This window comes from Gordonia sp. IITR100 (assembly GCF_002009645.1).
Lineage (GTDB): Bacteria > Actinomycetota > Actinomycetes > Mycobacteriales > Mycobacteriaceae > Gordonia > Gordonia hongkongensis.
Genome location: NZ_MVKV01000015.1, coordinates 77517 through 96092 on the forward strand (window position 1 = coordinate 77517; position 18576 = coordinate 96092).

Below are 18576 nucleotides of genomic sequence, written 5' to 3' on the forward strand. Positions count from 1 at the left end.
CGTCGAATTGGGATCACGTCAGTGGCCGGTCCTACAGTTGGAGGATGACCCGCACGTCGACGCCCGCCTCCGCGGAGCAGCATCGCGACGCGATGAACGAACCGCGCGGCGTCGTCACCGCGATCCTGTGGGCATCGGGTTGGCTCGCCGCGATCGTCGCCGTCGCCGTCACCGCGATCTCCGCGGCGTCGGCGCTCCGGTTGACCGGTGTGCCCGATCCGGGGCCGCTGACCACCTACGGCGCACCTGCTCTGACCGCGATCGGCGAGTTCGCCGCGGCGATCGCGCTCGGGTCGGCCGTGTTCGCCGCGTTCTTCGTGCCGCCCCAGGCGAGCGGCGTCCTCGACGTCGGGGGTTACCGCGCCATCCGGATCGCGGCGGCGAGCGCGCTGACGTGGTCGGTCTCCGCTCTGCTGTTGATGCCGTTCTCGGCGTCGGAGGTCAGTGGGGCGCCGCTGGCGGAGGCGATCCGCCCGGCGAACCTGCTGACCGCCTACGGCCAGGTCGCGGAGGTGCGCACCTGGTTCTGGACCGCGGTGTTCGCACTGGTCGCGGCCATCATCGCCCGGATGACCCTGCACTGGGGTCCGACCATCGCGGTCATCGCGTTCTCCGTGTTCAGCCTGATGCCGTCCGCGCTCGCGGGCCACTCCTCGTCGGGTGGCAACCACGACGTCGCCACCAACAGCCTGATTCTGCACATCATCGGCGCGACCCTGTGGCTCGGCGGTCTCGCCGCGGTCGTGGTCTACGCCCTCGCCGACGGACGATGGCGTGCCCTGGCGGTGCGCCGGTTCTCGCGCGTCGCGTTCTGGTGCATCCTCGTCGTGGGGGCCAGCGGTGTCGTCAACGCCCTGGTGCGGGTGCCGCTCGGCGACCTGTTCACCGACACCTACGGCCGTCTGGTCGTGGCCAAGGTGGTGGCCCTGGTCGTGCTCGGCGGACTCGGCGCGTGGCATCGTCGTGTCACCATCGCCCAACTGGACGCCGACGACAAGCCGTCGCTGTTCGTCCGCTTCGGACTGGTCGAACTCGCCGTGTTCGCCGCGACCTTCGGCCTGGCCGTCGGCCTGAGCCGTACGCCGCCTCCACTCGTGGACACCACCCAGATCTCGGCGACCGAGAACGCGATCGGTTACGACCTCGACGGGCCGCCGACGTTCGTCCGCCTTCTCACCGAGTGGCGCTTCGACCTGATCTTCGGGCTCGCGGCGATCGTGCTCGCCGTCGTGTATCTCCGGGGAGTCATCCGCCTGAGGCGCCGGGGTGATGCCTGGCCGGTCGGTCGCACCGTCGCGTGGCTCCTCGGGTGTCTGCTGCTGTTGCTGGCGACGTCATCGGGATTGGGCCGCTACGCCCCGGCGATGTTCAGCATCCACATGATCGCGCACATGCTGCTGTCGATGATGGTGCCGGTCCTGCTGGTGCTCGGTGGCCCGGTCACGCTCGCCCTGCGGGCACTGCCGCCGGCCGGTCGGGGCAATCCGCCGGGCCCGCGCGAGTGGATTCAGCTGGGCGTGCACTCGGCGCCGTCCCGGATCCTGACGCATCCGCTGATCGCCGCGGTCATGTTCGTCGGCAGCTTCTACGTTCTCTATCTCGGCGGTCTGTACGAGTCCGTGGTCCAGTACCACGCGGCGCACCTGTTGATGAATCTGCACTTCCTGATCAGCGGCTACCTCTTCTACTGGCTGGTGATCGGCATCGACCCGGCCCCGCGTCAGGTGTCACCCGTGGCAAAGCTGGGCCTCGTGATGGCCTCGATTCCGTTCCACGCGTTCTTCGGCATCGCCCTCATGATGACGACCGCGGTCATCGCCGAGACCTACTACCGCGGGCTCAATCTCCCGTGGAACTACGGACTCTTCGACGACCAACGTGTCGGGGGCGGAATAGCCTGGGCCGCAGGCGAGATCCCCCTGGTGGTGGTCCTGCTCGCGCTGTTCGTGCAGTGGCAGCGCAGCGATACGAAGCTGGCGCGACGCTTCGACCGCAACGCGGACCGCGACCACGACGCGGACCTCGGCAGCTACAACGAGATGTTGAAGGAACTCAACAAGCGCGGTTGAGCGGCAACAGGTCTCAGCCGGACCCCGTCGACACCGTGCAGACCGACGACCCGGCCTGGATCAAGGCGCCGGTGTGCAGGGGATCGAAGCCGAAATCGGCAGCGGTGCGGCCGGTCGCAGTGATCAGCTCTGGGGGACACCGGAAGCTCGTCACGAGTTCGCCTGCGGCGGCGAGCTCATCGACGATGGCCACGGTGAACTCGTTGATCGCGGTCCGGACCGGACCGAGATCGGACGTCGCAGGTGGAGCAGTCTGCCCGGGCAGCCGCCACAGCGCAAACAGTCCGCGTTGGACGGTCTTGCTAGCCTCGATCTGATCGCGGAACACACCGCGTACGTAGGCGGGGTCGAGACCGCGGTCGGTGGCCAGCTGCGACACGGTGTCGAGGACCACCTGTTCGCGCGCTGGGTCGTCGATGGCCGCGCCGGACGCCCATTTCGTCGCGGCGACGGTGTCGGCCAGTGCGAGCCGGCCCGCGATCGCCTCGGTCAGACCGGTCAATGTCGGCGAAGCGACCGGCGCAGCGCCTGCGAGGGGCGGGGCAACCAGCATTGTTGCCGCTGCGATGAGACCTACCAGGAGCCTTCGGATGCGCACCCTGCGAAGTGTATGGGCGGCGAGCGTCAGGTGCATCGCGATCTGTGGGTAACCCGTCGAGTTCTCCACAGTCGTGCGGCCTCGACGGTTGACGGCCCCGCTGCGGGTGATGCTGGTGCGGCCACACCTTCCCGTGGCCGACAACCGTAGGAGACGACCATGTTTGAGACGTACACGACCGTCATCGGAACCGTAGTGTCCGATCCCCGTCGGCGGCAGACGACCACCGGGGAGGACGTGATCTCCTTCCGCGTGGCGTGCACCTCGCGGCGGATCGACAAGAACACCGGCGAGTGGTCGGACGGACCCACGTTGTACCTGACGGTCAGCTGCTGGCGGCGCCTGCTGACCGGGGTCGGCCTGGCGATCGCCAAGGGTCGACCGGTGATCGCGCACGGTCAGATCAAGACCAACGAGTACCCGTCGGCGGACGGCTCACGTCGCTCCGATCTCGAGATGACGGCCGTGGCCGTCGGACTCGACCTCAGTCGCTGCGTCGTCACTTATCGGGGCACGCCCGCCCAGGGGCGCGCGGCCGACGCGCCGGTCGTCGCAACCGCGCCCGAGACCCGCGAGTCGGCGGCGTGAACGCACGATCGTGGGGTTGAGCCGATTACGACTCAGTCCGAACGGTTCCGGACCAGTCGCCAGTGGTTCTTGCCGTCGGCACGACGATAGGCGAGTTCGTCGAGGACGTTGATCGCGATGGCCAGGCCGCGGCCACGCTCGGCGAAGTCGTCGGGCAGGCTCACGGCGTCGAGATCGACGCGGGCGGGACTGCCGTCGTCGGAGTAGCGGGCTTCGATCCGGTCCGGTGCGACCTCCAGCTCGAGGCACAGGGTGACGGTTGCGCCGTCCCCGGCGTGTTCGATGATGTTGGCGCCGATCTCGGCCACGGCGAGCTCGAACTGCATCGCGTCCATGTCGTCGATGGGGCACTCCGCGAGGAGATCGGCGAGGAGTGCGTGGATGTGGTCCATGGTCTCGAGCGAGGTGATCTCCTCGAGGGTGCGGGTCGCGGTGTTCTCGGTCATCGCCGGGTCCTCGATCTCTGGGTGAGTGGGACGGGTCCCGTCAGGCCCCGTCGAAGGCGTCGTCGGCCGACGGGTGGACGCGCAGAACGCGATTGAGATTGGTCAACTCCAGGACGGTGACCACCTGCGGCGTCGGGGCCGCGATCCGGAGGTCGCCGCCGGCCTGGCGTGCCACCTTCAACCCGGAGACGAGTGCGCCCAGGCCCGAGGAATCGATGAAGTCGGTGCCGGACAAGTCGACGACGATCCGGGCCGAACCGGACCCGACCAACTCGTGCAACTGGTCTCGGAGTCGCGGGGCGACAACCATGTTGAGCCGGCCCTCGGGCCGGATCGCCACGGCGCCGCCGTCGACGCTACGTGTTGCGAAATTCGCCATCACTGCCCTTCCTCATCGGGACCGCGGTACCGCACCGCGGTGATGACAACGCTCAGGATCACCAGATCGAACACTACCCAGAACAGGTTCACGCCGACGCCGAGAACGGAGACGGCGCCCCGGTACAGCTGCACGATACCGATGACCGAGGCCACCACGAGCAACGCCATCGCGATCAGCTGTGGCCGAACGATGTGCCAGGGCAACGCATCCTGCGACTGCTTGGTCTTCGGGGTCACCGCGAAACCGAGCGGACGGTTCATGTAGACGTTGCGAAATGCGGTGGTGCACGCCTTGATCCAGACGGGGAACAGAGCGAGGCTGTACTGCTGGCCGCGCCACGTCGGCGTGCCTCGTGCCACCACCAGGAACAGTATCTGGTTGACCACCAGGAACGGGATCAGCCGCAGGAAGAAGTCCCAGCTGTAGGCCTCGACCGGCAGGATGCCCAGCACCAGGTAGACCACCGGTGCCGCGATGTAGGCGATGGCCGCGAAACCGGCGAGGTAGCTCCACATCGTCGCCCAGTACATGAGTCGCTGGGTGAGGGTGAGGCCCTTCTGTACCAGCGGGTTCTCCCGCAGCATCACCTGGATCGTGCCCTGCGCCCACCTAAGCCGTTGCGTCACCATGGTTTTCAGGTCCTCCGGCGCCAGGCCGAAGGCAAGATTCTCGTGATGATAGGCGGAGTTCCAGCCCAGGGCGTGCAACCGCATACAGGTCGCCATGTCCTCGGTCACCGAGATGGTGGCCAGGGGCAGCATGGGCTGGGCCTCGTCGGATCGCCCGACGTCGACCGCCGCGACCATGGCGCGGATGGATTCGATGGCGCCGAGCGGCGACCACTCGCGCTCGGCGAGGACCGCGAGTGCGTCGTAGTCGACGGCGCCGGCACCGGCTTCCTGCTCGCTCAGCTCGGTGAGCGCCTCGATGGCCTCGAGGTCGGCGCGCATGGCCTCGACGTCGGCGTCGACGAGCCCGCGTGCCGCCTCCTCGACGCGCGCCTGGAAGCGATAGGTGATCTCGGCCAGTGGCTCTTTCTTCTTCAGCTGCGCGCGAGCGTCTTTCACGGCCTCGTCGACGGCGTCGAGCGCGGCCGAGGCGGTGGGGTTGTCTTTCCCGACCTGCTTGCGCGTCGACTTGAGGACAGAACGCGCGGTGCGCAGGGCGCGATCGATGCCGTCGGAGACGGCGGAGACGTACTGGGTGATGCCGAGCTGCATCAGCGCCTCCCGGCGCAGCACGGCGTTGGATCCGCAGAAGAACGCGGCGTTCCACCCGTCCTTGCCCTGCTGGATCGGCCCGTAGAACAGCGGAGCCTGGCTGCCGAGCGGGTCCCCGGGCGGCACGTTCACGAAATACTGCGGCGTCTGGACGAGGGCCATCTTGTCGTCGTGGAAGTAGCCGAGCGTGCGGTCGAGGATCTGCGGTTCGGGGATCTGATCGGCGTCGAGGATGAGGAGGAACTCGCCGTCGGTCTGCATCAGGGCGTTGTTCAGGTTGCCGGCCTTGGCGTGTCGTGGTTTGTCGAGCCAGTTCGACGATCGCGTGATGTACCCGATGCCTGCCTGGGCCGCGGCCTCGGCGAGCTCGGGTCGATCACCGTCGTCGAGGATCCACGTGGTGTGCGGGTAGGTGATCGCCTTCGCCGCGACGGCGGTCTTCATCACCAGATCCAGGGGTTCGTTGTAGGTGGTGATGAAGACGTCGACGGTGGCGCCCTCGGGCGGGGGAGGTGGGTCGGGGCGATGCTGCAGTCGCCACATCGTCAGCCCGAACAGCAATGAGTCGATCAGGCTGTACGTTTCGGCGACGACCAGGGGAACCGCTATCCACCACGCGTCCCAGTTCACCGACGCCAGCCAGCGCCACACGATGTAGTTGATCCCGAGGATCGCGGCGGCGACGATCACCAGCCGCAGCCACGGCGACGGGGCCGTGCGTGCGAGTGTGGCCTCCTCGACGCTCTCGCTCATCCCGCATCGTCTCGACGAATGGCCACGACGGTCACATCGTCGATCGGCGGCCGTGAGGCGACCAGTTCGCTCACCATCGAGCACGCCTCCGACGGGGTCGAGGTGTCGGCGAACAGTGCCTGCAACGCCGACTCGTCACCAGACGGCAAGAGGTCCAGCAGCCCGTCGGAGGTGATGACGACCATGTCGCCGGGATCGAGGTGGACCCGGGCGGAGTCCCAGGTGTCGTCGCGCAGGATGCCGATCGGCAGACCGCCCCCGGGGAGCGACTCCACACCTCCGGCGGCCCGGCGGACGATCGACAGACCGTGGCCGGCGTCCACGTACTCGAGCTGCCCCTCGTCGGTGTGCAGGCGTGCATGGAACGCGGTCGCGAACGTCTCGGTGCCGGCGAAGTCGTCGGCGAGCTGATCGGCCACCGTCTCGACCACCTTCGCGAGGTCGGCGTCGGCCGCACCATGTCCGGCGGCGTCGAGTGCGCGGGATGCGGCTCGGATCGCCGATCGAACCGTCGCCGTGAGGATCGCCGCGCCGAGTCCCTTCCCCATGACGTCGGCGACGGTGAACACCAGGCCGTCGCTCCAGGGGTAGTGATCGTAGAAGTCCCCGCCGACGGCGAAGGCGGGCAGGCACATCGCCGCGATCGACCATCCGGGGACGACTCCGAGGGGCGGCGGCAGCAATTGACGCTGCACCAGTGCCGCGCGTTCCAGGTCGTCGCTGTTCGCGATCTCCCGCTGCGCCCATGCGGCGAGCTCGCGGAACGCCGCCTCCTGATCGGTGGTGAGTTCCCGCGGCCGGGTGTCGTACAGACAGAAGGTCCCCACGGGATGTCCGCCGGGGCCGTACAGCGGATATCCCGCGTAGAAGCGGATTCCGTCGTCTGCGGCGATCTGCGGGATCGCGGCGAAGGCCGGGACCTTCGAGACGTCGGGGATGATCAGCGCCGGATCGTCGGGGTGGTCATAGGCGCGCGCGACCGTCACCTGGCACACCGTCTGTTCCCGCGGCAGGTTCTGCAGCTCGATGCCGTCGACCGCCTTGAACCACTGCCGGTCTCGGTCGAGCAGCGACACCGTCGACATCGGTACGCCGAACACGGCTTTCGCCATCCGGGTGATCTGCGCGAACCGATCCTCCGGGGGCGAGTCGAGTACGTTCAACTGCTGCATCGAATGCAGTCGTGCCTCTTCGATGTCGGCATCGATGTGCGCGTCCACCAGGGTCACCTCAGTCCCGCTTTCTCGAGTGCGTGCGCCATCGCGGCGCCCGCTGCTGCCGTGCTGCCCAATCTCCAGTCCGCTTCTTTGTCGTGGTCGAACCAGACAAAGCCGGTGACGTCGTCGGCGTCGTCGAGGTAGGTCACCAGGTCGGCGATCCAGTCGGCTTTGGAACCACCGGCTTCTGTCGACCCGACCTCTGTGACGAGTATCGGTTTCTCGGAGGACAAGTTACGAAGCTGTGCAAACGAATCGGCGAACAACTCCGCCGGCGGAGTCCATCGGTGGCCGGGCACCGCGCCCCAGTTGTAGCCGTCGATCCCCAGGACGTCGACGTAGGTGTCGCCCGGGTACCAGCGTGACAGCGGAGCGTCGTCGGAAAGGGGGACATTCGGGGCCCACACCCACTTCACGTTGGTCGCGTTCTTGGACGCGAAGAGGTCGTGGACATGGCGCCACGCGGCGATGTACAGCTCGGGGGAGGTCCCGCCGGCGGGGCTCCACGGGTACCAGTCGCCGTTCGGCTCGTGCGCGAACCGGAGGTAGACGATCCCGCCCCAGGCGACGAGTTCGTCGGCCCAGCGGTACAGGTAGTCGTCGTGGGCTCCGGCCACGATCGACGACATCGTGAACGCGCCCCAGTCGTAGTCGTCACCACCGAGGTGGCGCCACGGCTCCCAGGTGACCACCGGTTCGGCACCCGAGGCGACCACGGCGTCGAGTGCGGCGATCGGGGGGATCGCGGTGAAGTCCTCGAAGAACAGGTTGACGGTCGGCCGGACCCCGACGAGGTCGGTGACCGCGGCGACCTCGGCCGGGCGGAGCGGGCCGCTCGGGGTGCTGACACCGAACCGCAGGCAGTCCCCGGCCGGGGCGTGCAGGGGAGAGATGGTCGGCGGACACTCGCGCGGCGCCGGCTCGCAGGCGACGACGCCCATCGACCCGACCATGACACCCAGGACCACGGACACGATCGTCCATCTGGGTACCGCACCCATCGACCGCTCCCATCGCCTCGCCGCCGCACACCGGCACGGCGCTCACCCATTCCCCCGTTCTCGTCCCCACGACATTCTCTCGGCAAACCTGCCCACCCGCGCGTCAACCGCGAAAGACGGTGCACCGAACCGGCGCAGACGCACCGGACCGTCGCCCGGCATGCGACGGCGACTAGGCTTGTCCCCATTGTGTGTGCGCCCGGGCGCGCACCCCCCGCGTCCGCGGCAGACAGATCACACGGCATCGAGCAGGTCCGAAGGAGTTTTCACGTGGCTGAGTTCATCTACACGATGAAGAAGGTTCGCAAGGCGCACGGCGACAAGGTCATCCTCGACGACGTCACCATGTCCTTCTACCCGGGCGCCAAGATCGGCGTCGTGGGACCCAACGGCGCGGGCAAGTCGTCGATCCTGAAGATCATGGCCGGCCTGGACCAGCCGTCGAACGGCGAGGCGTTCCTCGACCCCGACGCAACCGTCGGCATCCTCCTGCAGGAGCCGCCCCTCAACGAGGAGAAGACGGTCAAGGAGAACGTCGAGGAGGGCATGGGTGAGATCAAGGTCAAGCTCGACCGCTTCAACGAGATCGCCGAACAGCTCGCGACGGACTACTCCGACGAGCTGATGGAAGAGATGGGCAAGCTCCAGGAGGACCTGGACAACAACGACGCCTGGGACCTCGACTCCCAGCTCGAGCAGGCGATGGATGCGCTGCGCTGCCCGCCGGCCGATTCGCCGGTCACCCACCTGTCCGGTGGTGAACGTCGCCGCGTCGCACTGTGCAAACTGCTGCTGCAGAAGCCCGACCTCCTGCTGCTCGACGAGCCGACCAACCACCTCGACGCCGAGTCGGTGCTGTGGCTGGAGCAGTTCCTCGCGAACTACTCGGGAGCAGTGCTGGCCGTGACCCACGACCGGTACTTCCTCGATCACGTCGCGCAGTGGATCTGTGAGGTCGACCGCGGCAAGCTGCACCCCTACGAGGGCAACTACTCGACCTACCTGGAGAAGAAGGCCGAGCGTCTCGAGGTCCAGGGCAAGAAGGACCAGAAGCTGCAGAAGCGGCTCAAGGAAGAGCTCGCCTGGGTCCGCTCCGGCGCCAAGGCCCGCCAGACCAAGAACAAGGCCCGCCTCGCACGCTACGAGGAGATGGCGGCCGAAGCGGAGAAGACCCGCAAGCTCGACTTCGAGGAGATCCAGATCCCGACGCCGCCGCGCCTGGGCGACGTCGTGGTCGAGGTCTCGCACCTGGACAAGGGCTTCGAGGGCCGGGTTCTCATCAAGGACCTGTCGTTCACCCTGCCGCGCAACGGCATCGTCGGTGTGATCGGTCCGAACGGCGTCGGCAAGACGACCCTGTTCAAGACGATCGTCGGCCTCGAGCAGCCCGATTCGGGCACGGTGAAGGTCGGCGAGACGGTCAAGCTGAGTTACGTCGACCAGAGCCGCGCCAACATCGACCCCAAGAAGACGGTGTGGGAGGTCGTCTCCGACGGGCTCGACTACATCGAGGTCGGCCAGAACGAGATGCCCTCGCGCGCCTACGTCAGCGCCTTCGGGTTCAAGGGCCCTGACCAGCAGAAGCGCTCGGAGGTGCTCTCCGGTGGTGAGCGCAACCGCCTGAACCTCGCGCTCACCCTGAAAGAGGGCGGCAACCTGATCCTTCTCGACGAGCCGACCAACGACCTCGACGTCGAGACCCTGGGCTCGCTGGAGAACGCGCTGGAGCAGTTCCCCGGGTGTGCCGTGGTCATCAGCCACGACCGCTGGTTCCTCGACCGCACCTGTACCCACATCCTGGCGTGGGAGGGCAACGTCGAAGAGGGGCAGTGGTTCTGGTTCGAGGGCAACTTCGAGGCCTACGAGGCCAACAAGGTCGATCGCCTCGGCGCCGACGCCGCCCGCCCGCACCGGGTCACGCACCGCAAACTGACTCGCGATTAATCCCGGTTCCGCCCGGCGCGGGTGACTAGCATCGGCAGATGTGACGTCACTCGTTCCGGACGCGGTGGACCACTACTTCAGGTCGCGGACCGACGGGTCGGCAGGTGAGTCGGCCGCCGACCGGGTGCGCAGACATCTCGATGACGCGCGGGTCCGCCGCCGCGGAGAGGCTCTCGTCGGGGTGACCGCGGGCGAGGGCGGCACCGTCGAGATCCTCGTCGTCAACGACGACATGCCGATGCTCGTCGAAGCCGTCCTGGCGACGGTCGAGGCGCACGACCTCACCGTCGATCGCATGGACCACCCGGTGATACCCGTTCAGCGGGACCCCGACGGCACACTCGTCGCCGTCGACTCCGGCGAGACGACCCCGGAGTCCTGGATCGCGGTCTGCGGCCTCGCACGTCACCCGGGCATCGATCCTGAACCGCTGCGCGACGACCTCCGCGAGGTCGTCTCGCGGGTCATCGACGTCGACGCCGATGCGTCGGCGATGCGCTCTCGGATGGCCGAGTGCGCCGCCGGGATGGCCGAGGCGCCGCTGCCGGGGGCCGGAGTCTCCGACGCCGACCGTGGTGAGTACGCCGCACTGCTCGAGTGGTTCGCCGGCAACCACTTCCACCCGCTGGGCCATGTGCGGGTGGGCGGGGACGGGCCCGCCGGGGACGCCGACCGTCTCGGTGTGTGGCGAACCGACTCCATCAGCCGCGACTTCCCGTCGGTGACTAATCGTCCGCTGGTCCCGCGGGTCAGCCGGGTGTTCGTGGCGACCGGCATCCAGCGCACCAATTTCCCTGTGCTCGTGCAGGTTCCGACGTTCGATGCGAATGGCGAACACGACGGCGAGCATCGTTTCCTGGGTACCCTCACCTCCGCCGGCAATCATCAGGCGGTGCTCGACGTCCCGGTCCTGCGCGCCAAGGTGCACGACGTCCTCGCGCAGGCGGGCGTCGAGGAGGATTCCTTCGCCGGTCAGTCCATGATCGAGCTGCTGCAGAACTATCCGCTGGTGGAGATGTTCTCGTCCACCGAGGACGAGCTCGAACGCCGCCTGACCGAGATGCTGGACGCGGTGGCGACGCGGTCGCTGCGGCTGTTCCTGCGCACCAACTTCGACGGACGCACCGCCGTCGCCCTCATCTACCTGCCCCGGGACCGCTACAACACGTCCACCCGTCTCGCCCTCGAGCGCGCGCTCGTCGCCGAGGTGGACGGGACCGGGCTGGAGTACACGGCGCGTGTCAGCGAGATGCCGTTGGCACTGTTGCAGGTGCTGGTCTGTATCGACCCGACGACGGCGGCCGAACTCGGCTCGGTCGACACCGGATCACCGGCCCACGCACGCGTGCAGGCGGCGCTGGTCGCCGCCATCCGCGGTTGGGACGAGCGGGTGCGCGAACTGGCTGTCGCAGAAGACATCCCGGCACTCGACGGCGGCCCGGACGTGCTGCTGCGCCAGTTGTCCTCGTTGTCGGAGGACTACAAGGAGCTCCGCGAGCCGCATGCGGCCCTCGCCGACCTCATCCGCGTCGTCGGTCTGGAACCGGGTGAGATCGACGTGACCCTCGACGCCGCCGAGACGGCGACCGACGGGCGCGAGCCGGACCGGTGGATCTTCACGCTGTACCTCTGCGGTGCGTCGGCGACACTGACCGATGTCCTGCCGGTGTTGCACAGTCTCGGTCTCGATGTCCTCGAGGAGCACCCGTACGAGATCCATCGGCTCGACGACACCGTCTGCTGGGCCTACGAATTCAGCGTCCAACTCGCGGCCGGGATGACCGTCGACCTCGACCACGCCGACGACCTCGCCGATCGGTTCACCGAGGCGTTCCGCCGGATCTGGCTCGCCGGTGCGGACGTCGACGCCTACAACGAACTCGTCATCAGGTCGGGCCTGGACTGGCGGTCGGCGGCGATGCTGCGCGCCTACGGGCAGTACCTGCGCCAATGCGGGTTCTCGTACAGTTCGGCCCACGTCGCCAGCGTCCTCGGCCAACACCTCGCCATCACCCGCGGCCTCGTCGACCTGTTCGTCGCGTCGTTCGATCCCGACACCGCCGACGAACAGCGCCGAAAGCGGGTACGCGACAAGCTCGACGAGGAGATCGGACTCGTGTTGAGCCTCGATGCCGACCGCATCGTCTCCGCGTTCGCGGCGGTGCTGTCGGCGACCGACCGCACGAACTACTTCGTCGACGGCGGGTCGTCGGACTCCGATCACTGTCCGGTCATCTCGTTCAAACTCCGTCCGCGCGACATCCCGCAGACCCCTAAACCCCGTCCGCTGCACGAGATCTTCGTCTACTCACCACGCGTAGAGGGGGTGCACCTCCGATTCGGCTCGGTCGCCCGTGGCGGCCTGCGCTGGTCGGACCGCCGGGAGGATTTCCGCACCGAGATCCTCGGCCTGGTCAAGGCGCAGGCGGTGAAGAACGCGGTGATCGTGCCGCTCGGCGCCAAGGGCGGTTTCGTGGTCAAACGGCCGCCGCCGCCGACCGGTGACGCCGCGCGGGACCGGGAGGCGCAGCGGGAGGAAGGGATCGCGTGCTACCGGCAGTTCATCGCCGGCCTGCTCGACGTGACCGACAACATCGACCTCGCGACCGGGGAGGTGATCCCCGCCCGCGGGGTCGTCCGGCTCGACTCCGACGACACCTACCTGGTGGTGGCGGCCGACAAGGGCACCGCCTCGTTCTCCGACATCGCCAACGACGTGTCGAAGTCGTACGGGTTCTGGCTCGGCGACGCCTTCGCCTCCGGCGGGTCGGCCGGATACGACCACAAGGCCATGGGTATCACTGCCCGGGGCGCGTGGGAGTCGGTCAAGCGGCATTTCCGCGAGATGGGTACCGACACGCAGTCGCAGGACTTCACCGTCGTCGGGATCGGCGACATGAGCGGCGACGTGTTCGGCAACGGGATGCTGCTCAGCGAGCACATCCGGCTCGTCGCCGCGTTCGATCACCGGCACATCTTCGTCGACCCCGATCCGGAGGCGGCGGCGTCGTTCACCGAACGGAAGCGGTTGTTCGGCCTCTCGCGGTCGTCGTGGGCGGACTACGACACCGACCTCATCAGTGCCGGCGGCGGGGTGTGGGAGCGCGACCGCAAGTCGATCCCGATCACCCCCGAGATGGTGGACGCGCTAGGCATGGAAGACGGTACGACAGAACTCTCACCCCCCGAATTGATACGCGCGATCCTGCTCGCTCCGGTCGACCTCCTGTGGAACGGCGGCATCGGGACCTACGTGAAGGCGTCGACCGAATCACATGCGAGTGTCGGCGACAAGTCCAACGACGCGATCCGCGTCGACGGGAACGAGTTGCGTGCCAAGGTGATCGGGGAGGGCGGCAACCTCGGGGTCACCGAACGCGGTCGCATCGAGTTCGACCTCGCCGGGGGCCGGATCAACACCGACGCCCTCGACAATTCGGCCGGGGTCGACTGTTCCGACCACGAGGTGAACATCAAGATCCTGCTGGACGCGGCGGTCTCGGCGGGCGGCCTCGACGCCGACGAACGCGACCCCCTGCTGGAGTCGATGACCGACGAGGTCGCCGAACTCGTTCTCGCCGACAACATCTCGCAGAACTCCGAGCTCGGATTCTGCCGCACATTCGAGCTGCTGCGGGTGGAGGTGCACGCCCGCATGCTCGAACACCTCGCCGCCAAACGTGGCGTCGACCTACGCTTGGAGGCGCTGCCCGAGCCGCGCGAGCTGCGCAAGCGGGTCGGCGGCGAGCTCCACCGCGGTCTCACGTCGCCCGAGTTCGCGACGCTCATGGCGCACGTCAAGCTCGAGTCCAAATCCGACCTGCTCGCCACCGACCTCCCCGACAACGACGTGTTCGCACCCCGCGTCGCGCGCTATTTCCCGGACGCGGTGCGCACCGAGCATTCCGACGCGATCAGCGGACACCGGTTGCGGCGTCAGATCGTGGCGACGACCCTCGTCAACGACGTGATCGACCACGCCGGGATGACCCACCTGTTCCGGTTGAGCGAGGGGAGCAGCTGCAGTACCGAGGAGGGCGTCCGCGCGTATGTGGTGTCCAACAAGGTCTTCGGCATGAATGAGGTGTTCGAGGGCATCCGGCATGCACCGGCTCCGGTCGAGGCCGTCGACGAGATGATGCTGTACGCGCGCCGTCTGCTGTTCCGCGCCTCGCGGTGGCTGCTCGCCTTCCGGCCGCAACCATTGGCCATGGCCGCCGAGATCACCCGCTACGGCGAGCGGGTGGCAGCACTGTCCGAGGTCATCGACGACTGGTACGGGCCGAGTTCGGCACGCGATGTCGCCGAGCGCGCCGACACCTACATCGAGCACGGCGTTCCCGAGGACCTCGCCCACACCGTCGCGGCTAGCCTGCACCGCTTCTGTCTGCTCGACATCATCGACGCGGCCGAGATCGCCGACCGGGACGCCGGCGAGGTCGGCGACCTCTACTTCGGGGTGATGGAGCACTTCGGTCTCGAACAGCTGCTCACGGCGGTGTCGGGACTCGAATTCGGCGATCGATGGCATGCGCTGGCCCGGTTGGCAGTGCGTGACGACATGCACGGTGCGCTCCGTGCGCTGACCCTGCGGATCCTGGAGGTCAGCGAACCCGGCGAGAGCACGGCCGACAAGATCGCCGAGTGGGAGTCCTCGCGGTCGAACCGGCTGAGCCGGGTACGTAGCGTGCTCCGGGAGATCGAGGAGACCGGGACCGCGGATCTGGCCACGCTCTCCGTCGCGGCCCGGCAGCTGCGGAGCGTGATCCGCTGATGCGCAGGCGACGGCTGCCGTCGTCGAATCCGTCGCAGTCAGGTGTGCCGAGCGCCTAGCCTGAGCACATGACCCGAACCGCACCGCGCATCTGCCCGCTCTGCGAGGCCACCTGCGGTCTGACCCTCACCATCGGCCGGGACCGCACGACCGGCGGTGAGATCGTCACCGCCGCGCGCGGTGACGCCGACGACGTGTTCAGTGCCGGCTACTTGTGTCCGAAGGGTGCGAGTTTCGCCCAGCTCGACAACGATCCCGATCGTCTCGACCGTCCGCTCATCCGGCGCGATGGTCGGCTCGTCGAAACCGATTGGGACACAGCGCTGACCGCTGCGGTCGACGGGCTGCGTGAGGTGATCTCGACCTCCGGCGGCGAGTCGATCGGCTTCTACCTCGGCAATCCGTCCGCGCACACCGTCGCCGGCACGATATACGCGCCCTTGCTCATCCGGGCACTCGGCACCCGCAACGTGTTCAGCGCCAGCACCCTCGACCAGATGCCGAAGCAGGCGGCCACCGGTTACCTCGTCGGTCATGCCGGGACCTTCGCCGTCCCGGACCTCGACCGCACCGATCATCTCGTGATCATCGGTGCGAACCCGGTGGTCTCCAACGGCAGTGTAACCACCGCCGCCGACTTCCCCGGGAAACTGACCGCGCTGCGCCGCCGGGGCGGCCGCCTGACCGTCATCGACCCGGCACGCACCCGCACGGCGAAGCTCGCCGACACCCACATCGCGCCGCGTCCCGGAACGGATGCGGCGCTGCTGTGCGCGGTGGTGCAGTGCCTGTTCGACGAGGATCTCGTCGCCGACGACCTCGGCGGGATCGCCGCGCATGTCCTCGGTGTGGAGGCGCTGCGCGACGAGCTGAGCGGTTACACTCCCGAACGGGTCGCCTCGTTCTGTGGTGTGGCGGCCGCCGACATCCGGGCTCTCGCCCGGTCGATCGCCGCGTCGGAATCGGCCGCCGTCTACGGCCGGATGGGCACCACCACAGTGCAATTCGGGACCATCGGCAGTTGGCTCATCGACGTGGTGAACATCCTCACCGGCAACTTCGACCGGCCCGGGGGAGTGATGTTCCCGCTCGCACCGACCGCTCCGTCGCCCCGCCCGGCCCGTGCGGGCCGGGGGTTCCGTACCGGGCGGTGGCGCAGCCGGGTTTCCGGTCACGCGGAGGTCGGCGGTGAGCTCCCCGCCGTCGCGATGGCCGAGGAGTTCGAGACGCCCGGCGAGGGGCGGTTGCGGGCGCTGGTGACGGTGTCGGGTAACCCCGTCCTGTCCGCGCCGAACGGCGCACGACTGGGACGCGCACTCGACGACGCACAGTTCGTGGTCTGCGTCGACCCCTATCTGAACGAGACGACGCGGCACGCACACGTCGTGCTGCCGCCGCCGCGCCCGTCGCAGAGTCCGCATTTCGATGCCATCCTGAACAACCTGGCGGTCCGGGCCACCGCCCGCTACTCGCCGCCCGTGTTACCGCTGCCGGCAGGCCGTCCCGACGAGATCGAGATCGTGTGCCGGCTGATCATGGGCCTGTCCGGGGCCGGGGTCGACGCCGACCCGGGGCTCGTCGACGAACAGGTCATCGCGGCGACTCTGTCGAAGGAGGTCACCGACCCCTATTCGCCCGTCGCCGGCCGTGACGTCGCCTCGCTCGTCGCGAAGTTGCCCGACGCGCCCGGGCACCAGCGTCGGCTGGACATGCTGTTCCGCCTCGGGGCGTACGGCGACGCCTTCGGCGCGCGCAACGGCCTCACGTTCGCGGATGTGCTGGCCGCGCCGCACGGCATCGACCTGGGGCCGATGCGGCCGCGCCTGCCCGGGGTGCTCCGCACGGCATCCGGCAAGATCGAACTCGCTCCCGACCCGCTCATCGGCGACCTCGCACGCCTGAGCGCAGCGGTGGACGCCGGGGGCGACCCGGCGCCGGCCGCCGACGGCAGCCTGCTGCTGGTCGGCCGCCGCCACCTGCGGTCGAACAACAGCTGGATGCACAATCTCCCGGCCCTCACCGGCGGTACCAATCGCTGCACCCTGCTCATGCATCCCGACGATGCCGACCGACTCGGCATCTCCGACGTCGCCAAGGTCCGTGGTGCGGGCGGTTCGCTGACCGTTCCCGTCGAGATCACCACCGACATCCGGCCCGGGGTCGCGTCGCTGCCGCACGGGTGGGGTCATGATGTCGACGGCATCAGACTGGGCGTCGCTGCCGCCGAGCCGGGTGTGAACGTGAACGACCTGAACGACGGCGCCCTGCTGGACCCGCTCTCGGGGACCGTCGTCCTCAACGGTCTGCCGGTGGAGATCGCGCCTGCTTGACCGGGTCGGGTAGTGCGTAGGGTTGGGCCGGGGTGGCCGCGCTGGCCGCCCGCCGACACCGATCTGACAGGGGATGACGCACGTGCTCAACGAGGACGCCGGGACCACGACCGCTGACGGATACCTGGTCAAGGTGCCGGTGCGCTGGTCGGACATGGATGTCTACGCGCACATCAACCACGCCCGGATGGTGACGTTGCTCGAAGAGGCGCGCATTCCCTGGCTCTTCTACGACGGCCGACCGACCGCGCCCCTGCGCGACGGCTGCCTCGTCGCCGACCTACACGTGAGATATCAAGCGCAGCTGCGTCATTCCGAGGGACCGATCGAGGTCACCATGTTCGTCGAACGCCTGCGGGCCGTCGATTTCACCGTCGGCTACGAAGTGCGCGCGGCGGGTGCCGACCCCGCCTCTCGCCCCGCCGTGGTCGCCAGCACACAGCTCGTCGCCTTCGACATGGCGGCCCAGCGCATCGCCCGGCTCACCCCGGAACAGAAGGTCTACCTCGCCGGATTCCGCCGCCCTGCCGGGGAATCGGCCACACGCGGCGGGCCGAGTTGATGGAGCGGTTCATCGAGTTCGCGTCCTCGGACCGATCGAACGCCCTCGCGTTCCTCTCGCACGCAGTACGTCTCGACGATGCCGCCGTCGTCCGGGTGGTCGCGCGTTCGGACGGTCTGGTGGCCTTGTGGGCACATACCGGGTTCGACGTCCTCGCCACCCGGTCGGTGACCGGACGAATCGCGCCGACCGACATCGTGTGCGACGCTTCGACACTGCGTGCGACCGTCGAATCGGCCGGCCCGGGCACCGCGGTCGATCCCGGCTTCTCACTCGACAGTGCCTGGCGCGGAGCGCTTCCCGCTGCGGTCGGGTTCCGGCACATCGACGACGTACCCGCCCGCAGCGTGGTCGAACTGTCCCGGGAAGGCGCCCGGGTGGCGCGCGAGGAGGGGAGCGGGCACGGTCCCGCAACGGGTCTGCTCGATCAGGATGTCCTCGAGGTCACGTCGGAGGAGGGTGCGCTGCGGGCCGCGGTGAGCATGCGATCGGTCTTCGCCCTGACCGGCATGGGATTCATCCGCGACGCGGACGGACGAGCGGTCACCGAGACCTCCGACACCGGGGCGATCGCAGCCGACGAACCGGTACGAATCCGGATGTCGGCGGCGTGGATTCGGATCGATGCACGCTTCGGCTCGGTGTACCAGCGCCGGCACCGCGATCTCGCGGTCACCGTCCTGAACTAGTGG

The 18576-nt window shown here is 68.3% G+C and carries 13 protein-coding genes; 7 read left to right on the forward strand and 6 right to left on the reverse strand.

Annotated elements, in window-relative coordinates; translation table 11 throughout:
- Positions 1-44: 44 nt before the first annotated feature.
- Positions 45-2069, forward strand: coding sequence for a cytochrome c oxidase assembly protein (locus B1818_RS18390; protein WP_078113581.1), 2025 nt, complete (start codon positions 45-47; stop codon positions 2067-2069).
- Between the two features lie 13 nt (positions 2070-2082).
- Here the strand turns inward: B1818_RS18390 and B1818_RS18395 are convergent, their stop codons facing one another.
- Positions 2083-2667, reverse strand: a complete 585-nt coding sequence (locus B1818_RS18395; protein WP_058250286.1) for a chorismate mutase — start codon at positions 2665-2667, stop codon at positions 2083-2085.
- Positions 2668-2826: 159 nt separating this feature from the next.
- Between B1818_RS18395 and B1818_RS18400 the strand changes: the two genes are divergently transcribed.
- A complete protein-coding gene (locus B1818_RS18400; protein ID WP_058250025.1) occupies positions 2827-3255 on the forward strand; it encodes a single-stranded DNA-binding protein in 429 nt (142 codons plus the stop codon).
- Between the two features lie 32 nt (positions 3256-3287).
- Here B1818_RS18400 and B1818_RS18405 read toward each other — a convergent pair whose 3' ends face one another.
- From B1818_RS18405 to B1818_RS18425, 5 genes are read right to left on the reverse strand one after another with little or no spacing between them, the layout of a single operon-like run.
- Positions 3288-3701, reverse strand: coding sequence for an ATP-binding protein (locus tag B1818_RS18405; RefSeq protein ID WP_058250026.1), 414 nt, complete (start codon positions 3699-3701; stop codon positions 3288-3290).
- Between the two features lie 40 nt (positions 3702-3741).
- Entirely contained in the window at positions 3742-4080 is a 339-nt protein-coding gene (locus B1818_RS18410; protein WP_058250027.1) for an STAS domain-containing protein, read from the reverse strand.
- Positions 4080-6056, reverse strand: a complete 1977-nt coding sequence (locus B1818_RS18415; RefSeq protein ID WP_078113582.1) for a glycosyltransferase family 2 protein — start codon at positions 6054-6056, stop codon at positions 4080-4082. Before B1818_RS18415 ends, B1818_RS18410 begins: the two co-directional genes overlap by 1 nt.
- The gene (locus B1818_RS18420) at positions 6053-7285 is read right to left on the reverse strand and encodes a PP2C family protein-serine/threonine phosphatase (RefSeq protein ID WP_078113583.1); all 1233 of its coding nucleotides are present in this window, start codon (positions 7283-7285) and stop codon (positions 6053-6055) included. Before B1818_RS18420 ends, B1818_RS18415 begins: the two co-directional genes overlap by 4 nt.
- Positions 7282-8274, reverse strand: a complete 993-nt coding sequence (locus B1818_RS18425; RefSeq protein ID WP_078113584.1) for a glycoside hydrolase family 26 protein — start codon at positions 8272-8274, stop codon at positions 7282-7284. The genes B1818_RS18420 and B1818_RS18425 overlap by 4 nt, the downstream gene beginning before the upstream one ends.
- Before the next feature lie 270 nt (positions 8275-8544).
- Between B1818_RS18425 and ettA the strand changes: the two genes are divergently transcribed.
- The 5 genes from ettA to B1818_RS18450 all read left to right on the forward strand — a co-directional run bounded on the left by ettA (position 8545) and on the right by B1818_RS18450 (position 18573).
- Complete coding sequence (gene ettA, locus B1818_RS18430; RefSeq protein ID WP_065629023.1) at positions 8545-10218, forward strand: energy-dependent translational throttle protein EttA; 1674 nt, start codon at positions 8545-8547, stop codon at positions 10216-10218.
- Between the two features lie 40 nt (positions 10219-10258).
- On the forward strand, positions 10259-14992 hold the full coding sequence (locus tag B1818_RS18435) for an NAD-glutamate dehydrogenase (RefSeq protein ID WP_078113585.1): 4734 nt from the start codon (positions 10259-10261) through the stop codon (positions 14990-14992).
- Positions 14993-15060: 68 nt separating this feature from the next.
- Entirely contained in the window at positions 15061-17322 is a 2262-nt protein-coding gene (locus tag B1818_RS18440; protein WP_078113586.1) for a molybdopterin-dependent oxidoreductase, read from the forward strand.
- Between the two features lie 73 nt (positions 17323-17395).
- The gene (locus B1818_RS18445; protein ID WP_078113587.1) at positions 17396-17884 is read left to right on the forward strand and encodes a thioesterase family protein; all 489 of its coding nucleotides are present in this window, start codon (positions 17396-17398) and stop codon (positions 17882-17884) included.
- Positions 17884-18573, forward strand: a complete 690-nt coding sequence (locus B1818_RS18450; protein ID WP_058250035.1) for a hypothetical protein — start codon at positions 17884-17886, stop codon at positions 18571-18573. The genes B1818_RS18445 and B1818_RS18450 overlap by 1 nt, the downstream gene beginning before the upstream one ends.
- Positions 18574-18576 lie beyond the last annotated feature (3 nt).

What these genes read in the sequence shown, in the direction of transcription:
- B1818_RS18450 (WP_058250035.1), top strand. Translation starts at nt 17,884, where the DNA reads ATGGAGCGGTTCATCGAGTTCGCGTCCTCGGACCGATCGAACGCCCTC.
- B1818_RS18440 (WP_078113586.1), top strand. Translation starts at nt 15,061, where the DNA reads ATGACCCGAACCGCACCGCGCATCTGCCCGCTCTGCGAGGCCACCTGC.
- B1818_RS18400 (WP_058250025.1), top strand. Translation starts at nt 2,827, where the DNA reads ATGTTTGAGACGTACACGACCGTCATCGGAACCGTAGTGTCCGATCCC.
- B1818_RS18390 (WP_078113581.1), top strand. Translation starts at nt 45, where the DNA reads ATGACCCGCACGTCGACGCCCGCCTCCGCGGAGCAGCATCGCGACGCG.
- B1818_RS18410 (WP_058250027.1), bottom strand. Translation starts at nt 4,080, where the DNA reads ATGGCGAATTTCGCAACACGTAGCGTCGACGGCGGCGCCGTGGCGATC.
- B1818_RS18405 (WP_058250026.1), bottom strand. Translation starts at nt 3,701, where the DNA reads ATGACCGAGAACACCGCGACCCGCACCCTCGAGGAGATCACCTCGCTC.
- B1818_RS18445 (WP_078113587.1), top strand. Translation starts at nt 17,396, where the DNA reads ATGACGCACGTGCTCAACGAGGACGCCGGGACCACGACCGCTGACGGA.
- B1818_RS18425 (WP_078113584.1), bottom strand. Translation starts at nt 8,274, where the DNA reads ATGGGTGCGGTACCCAGATGGACGATCGTGTCCGTGGTCCTGGGTGTC.
- B1818_RS18415 (WP_078113582.1), bottom strand. Translation starts at nt 6,056, where the DNA reads ATGAGCGAGAGCGTCGAGGAGGCCACACTCGCACGCACGGCCCCGTCG.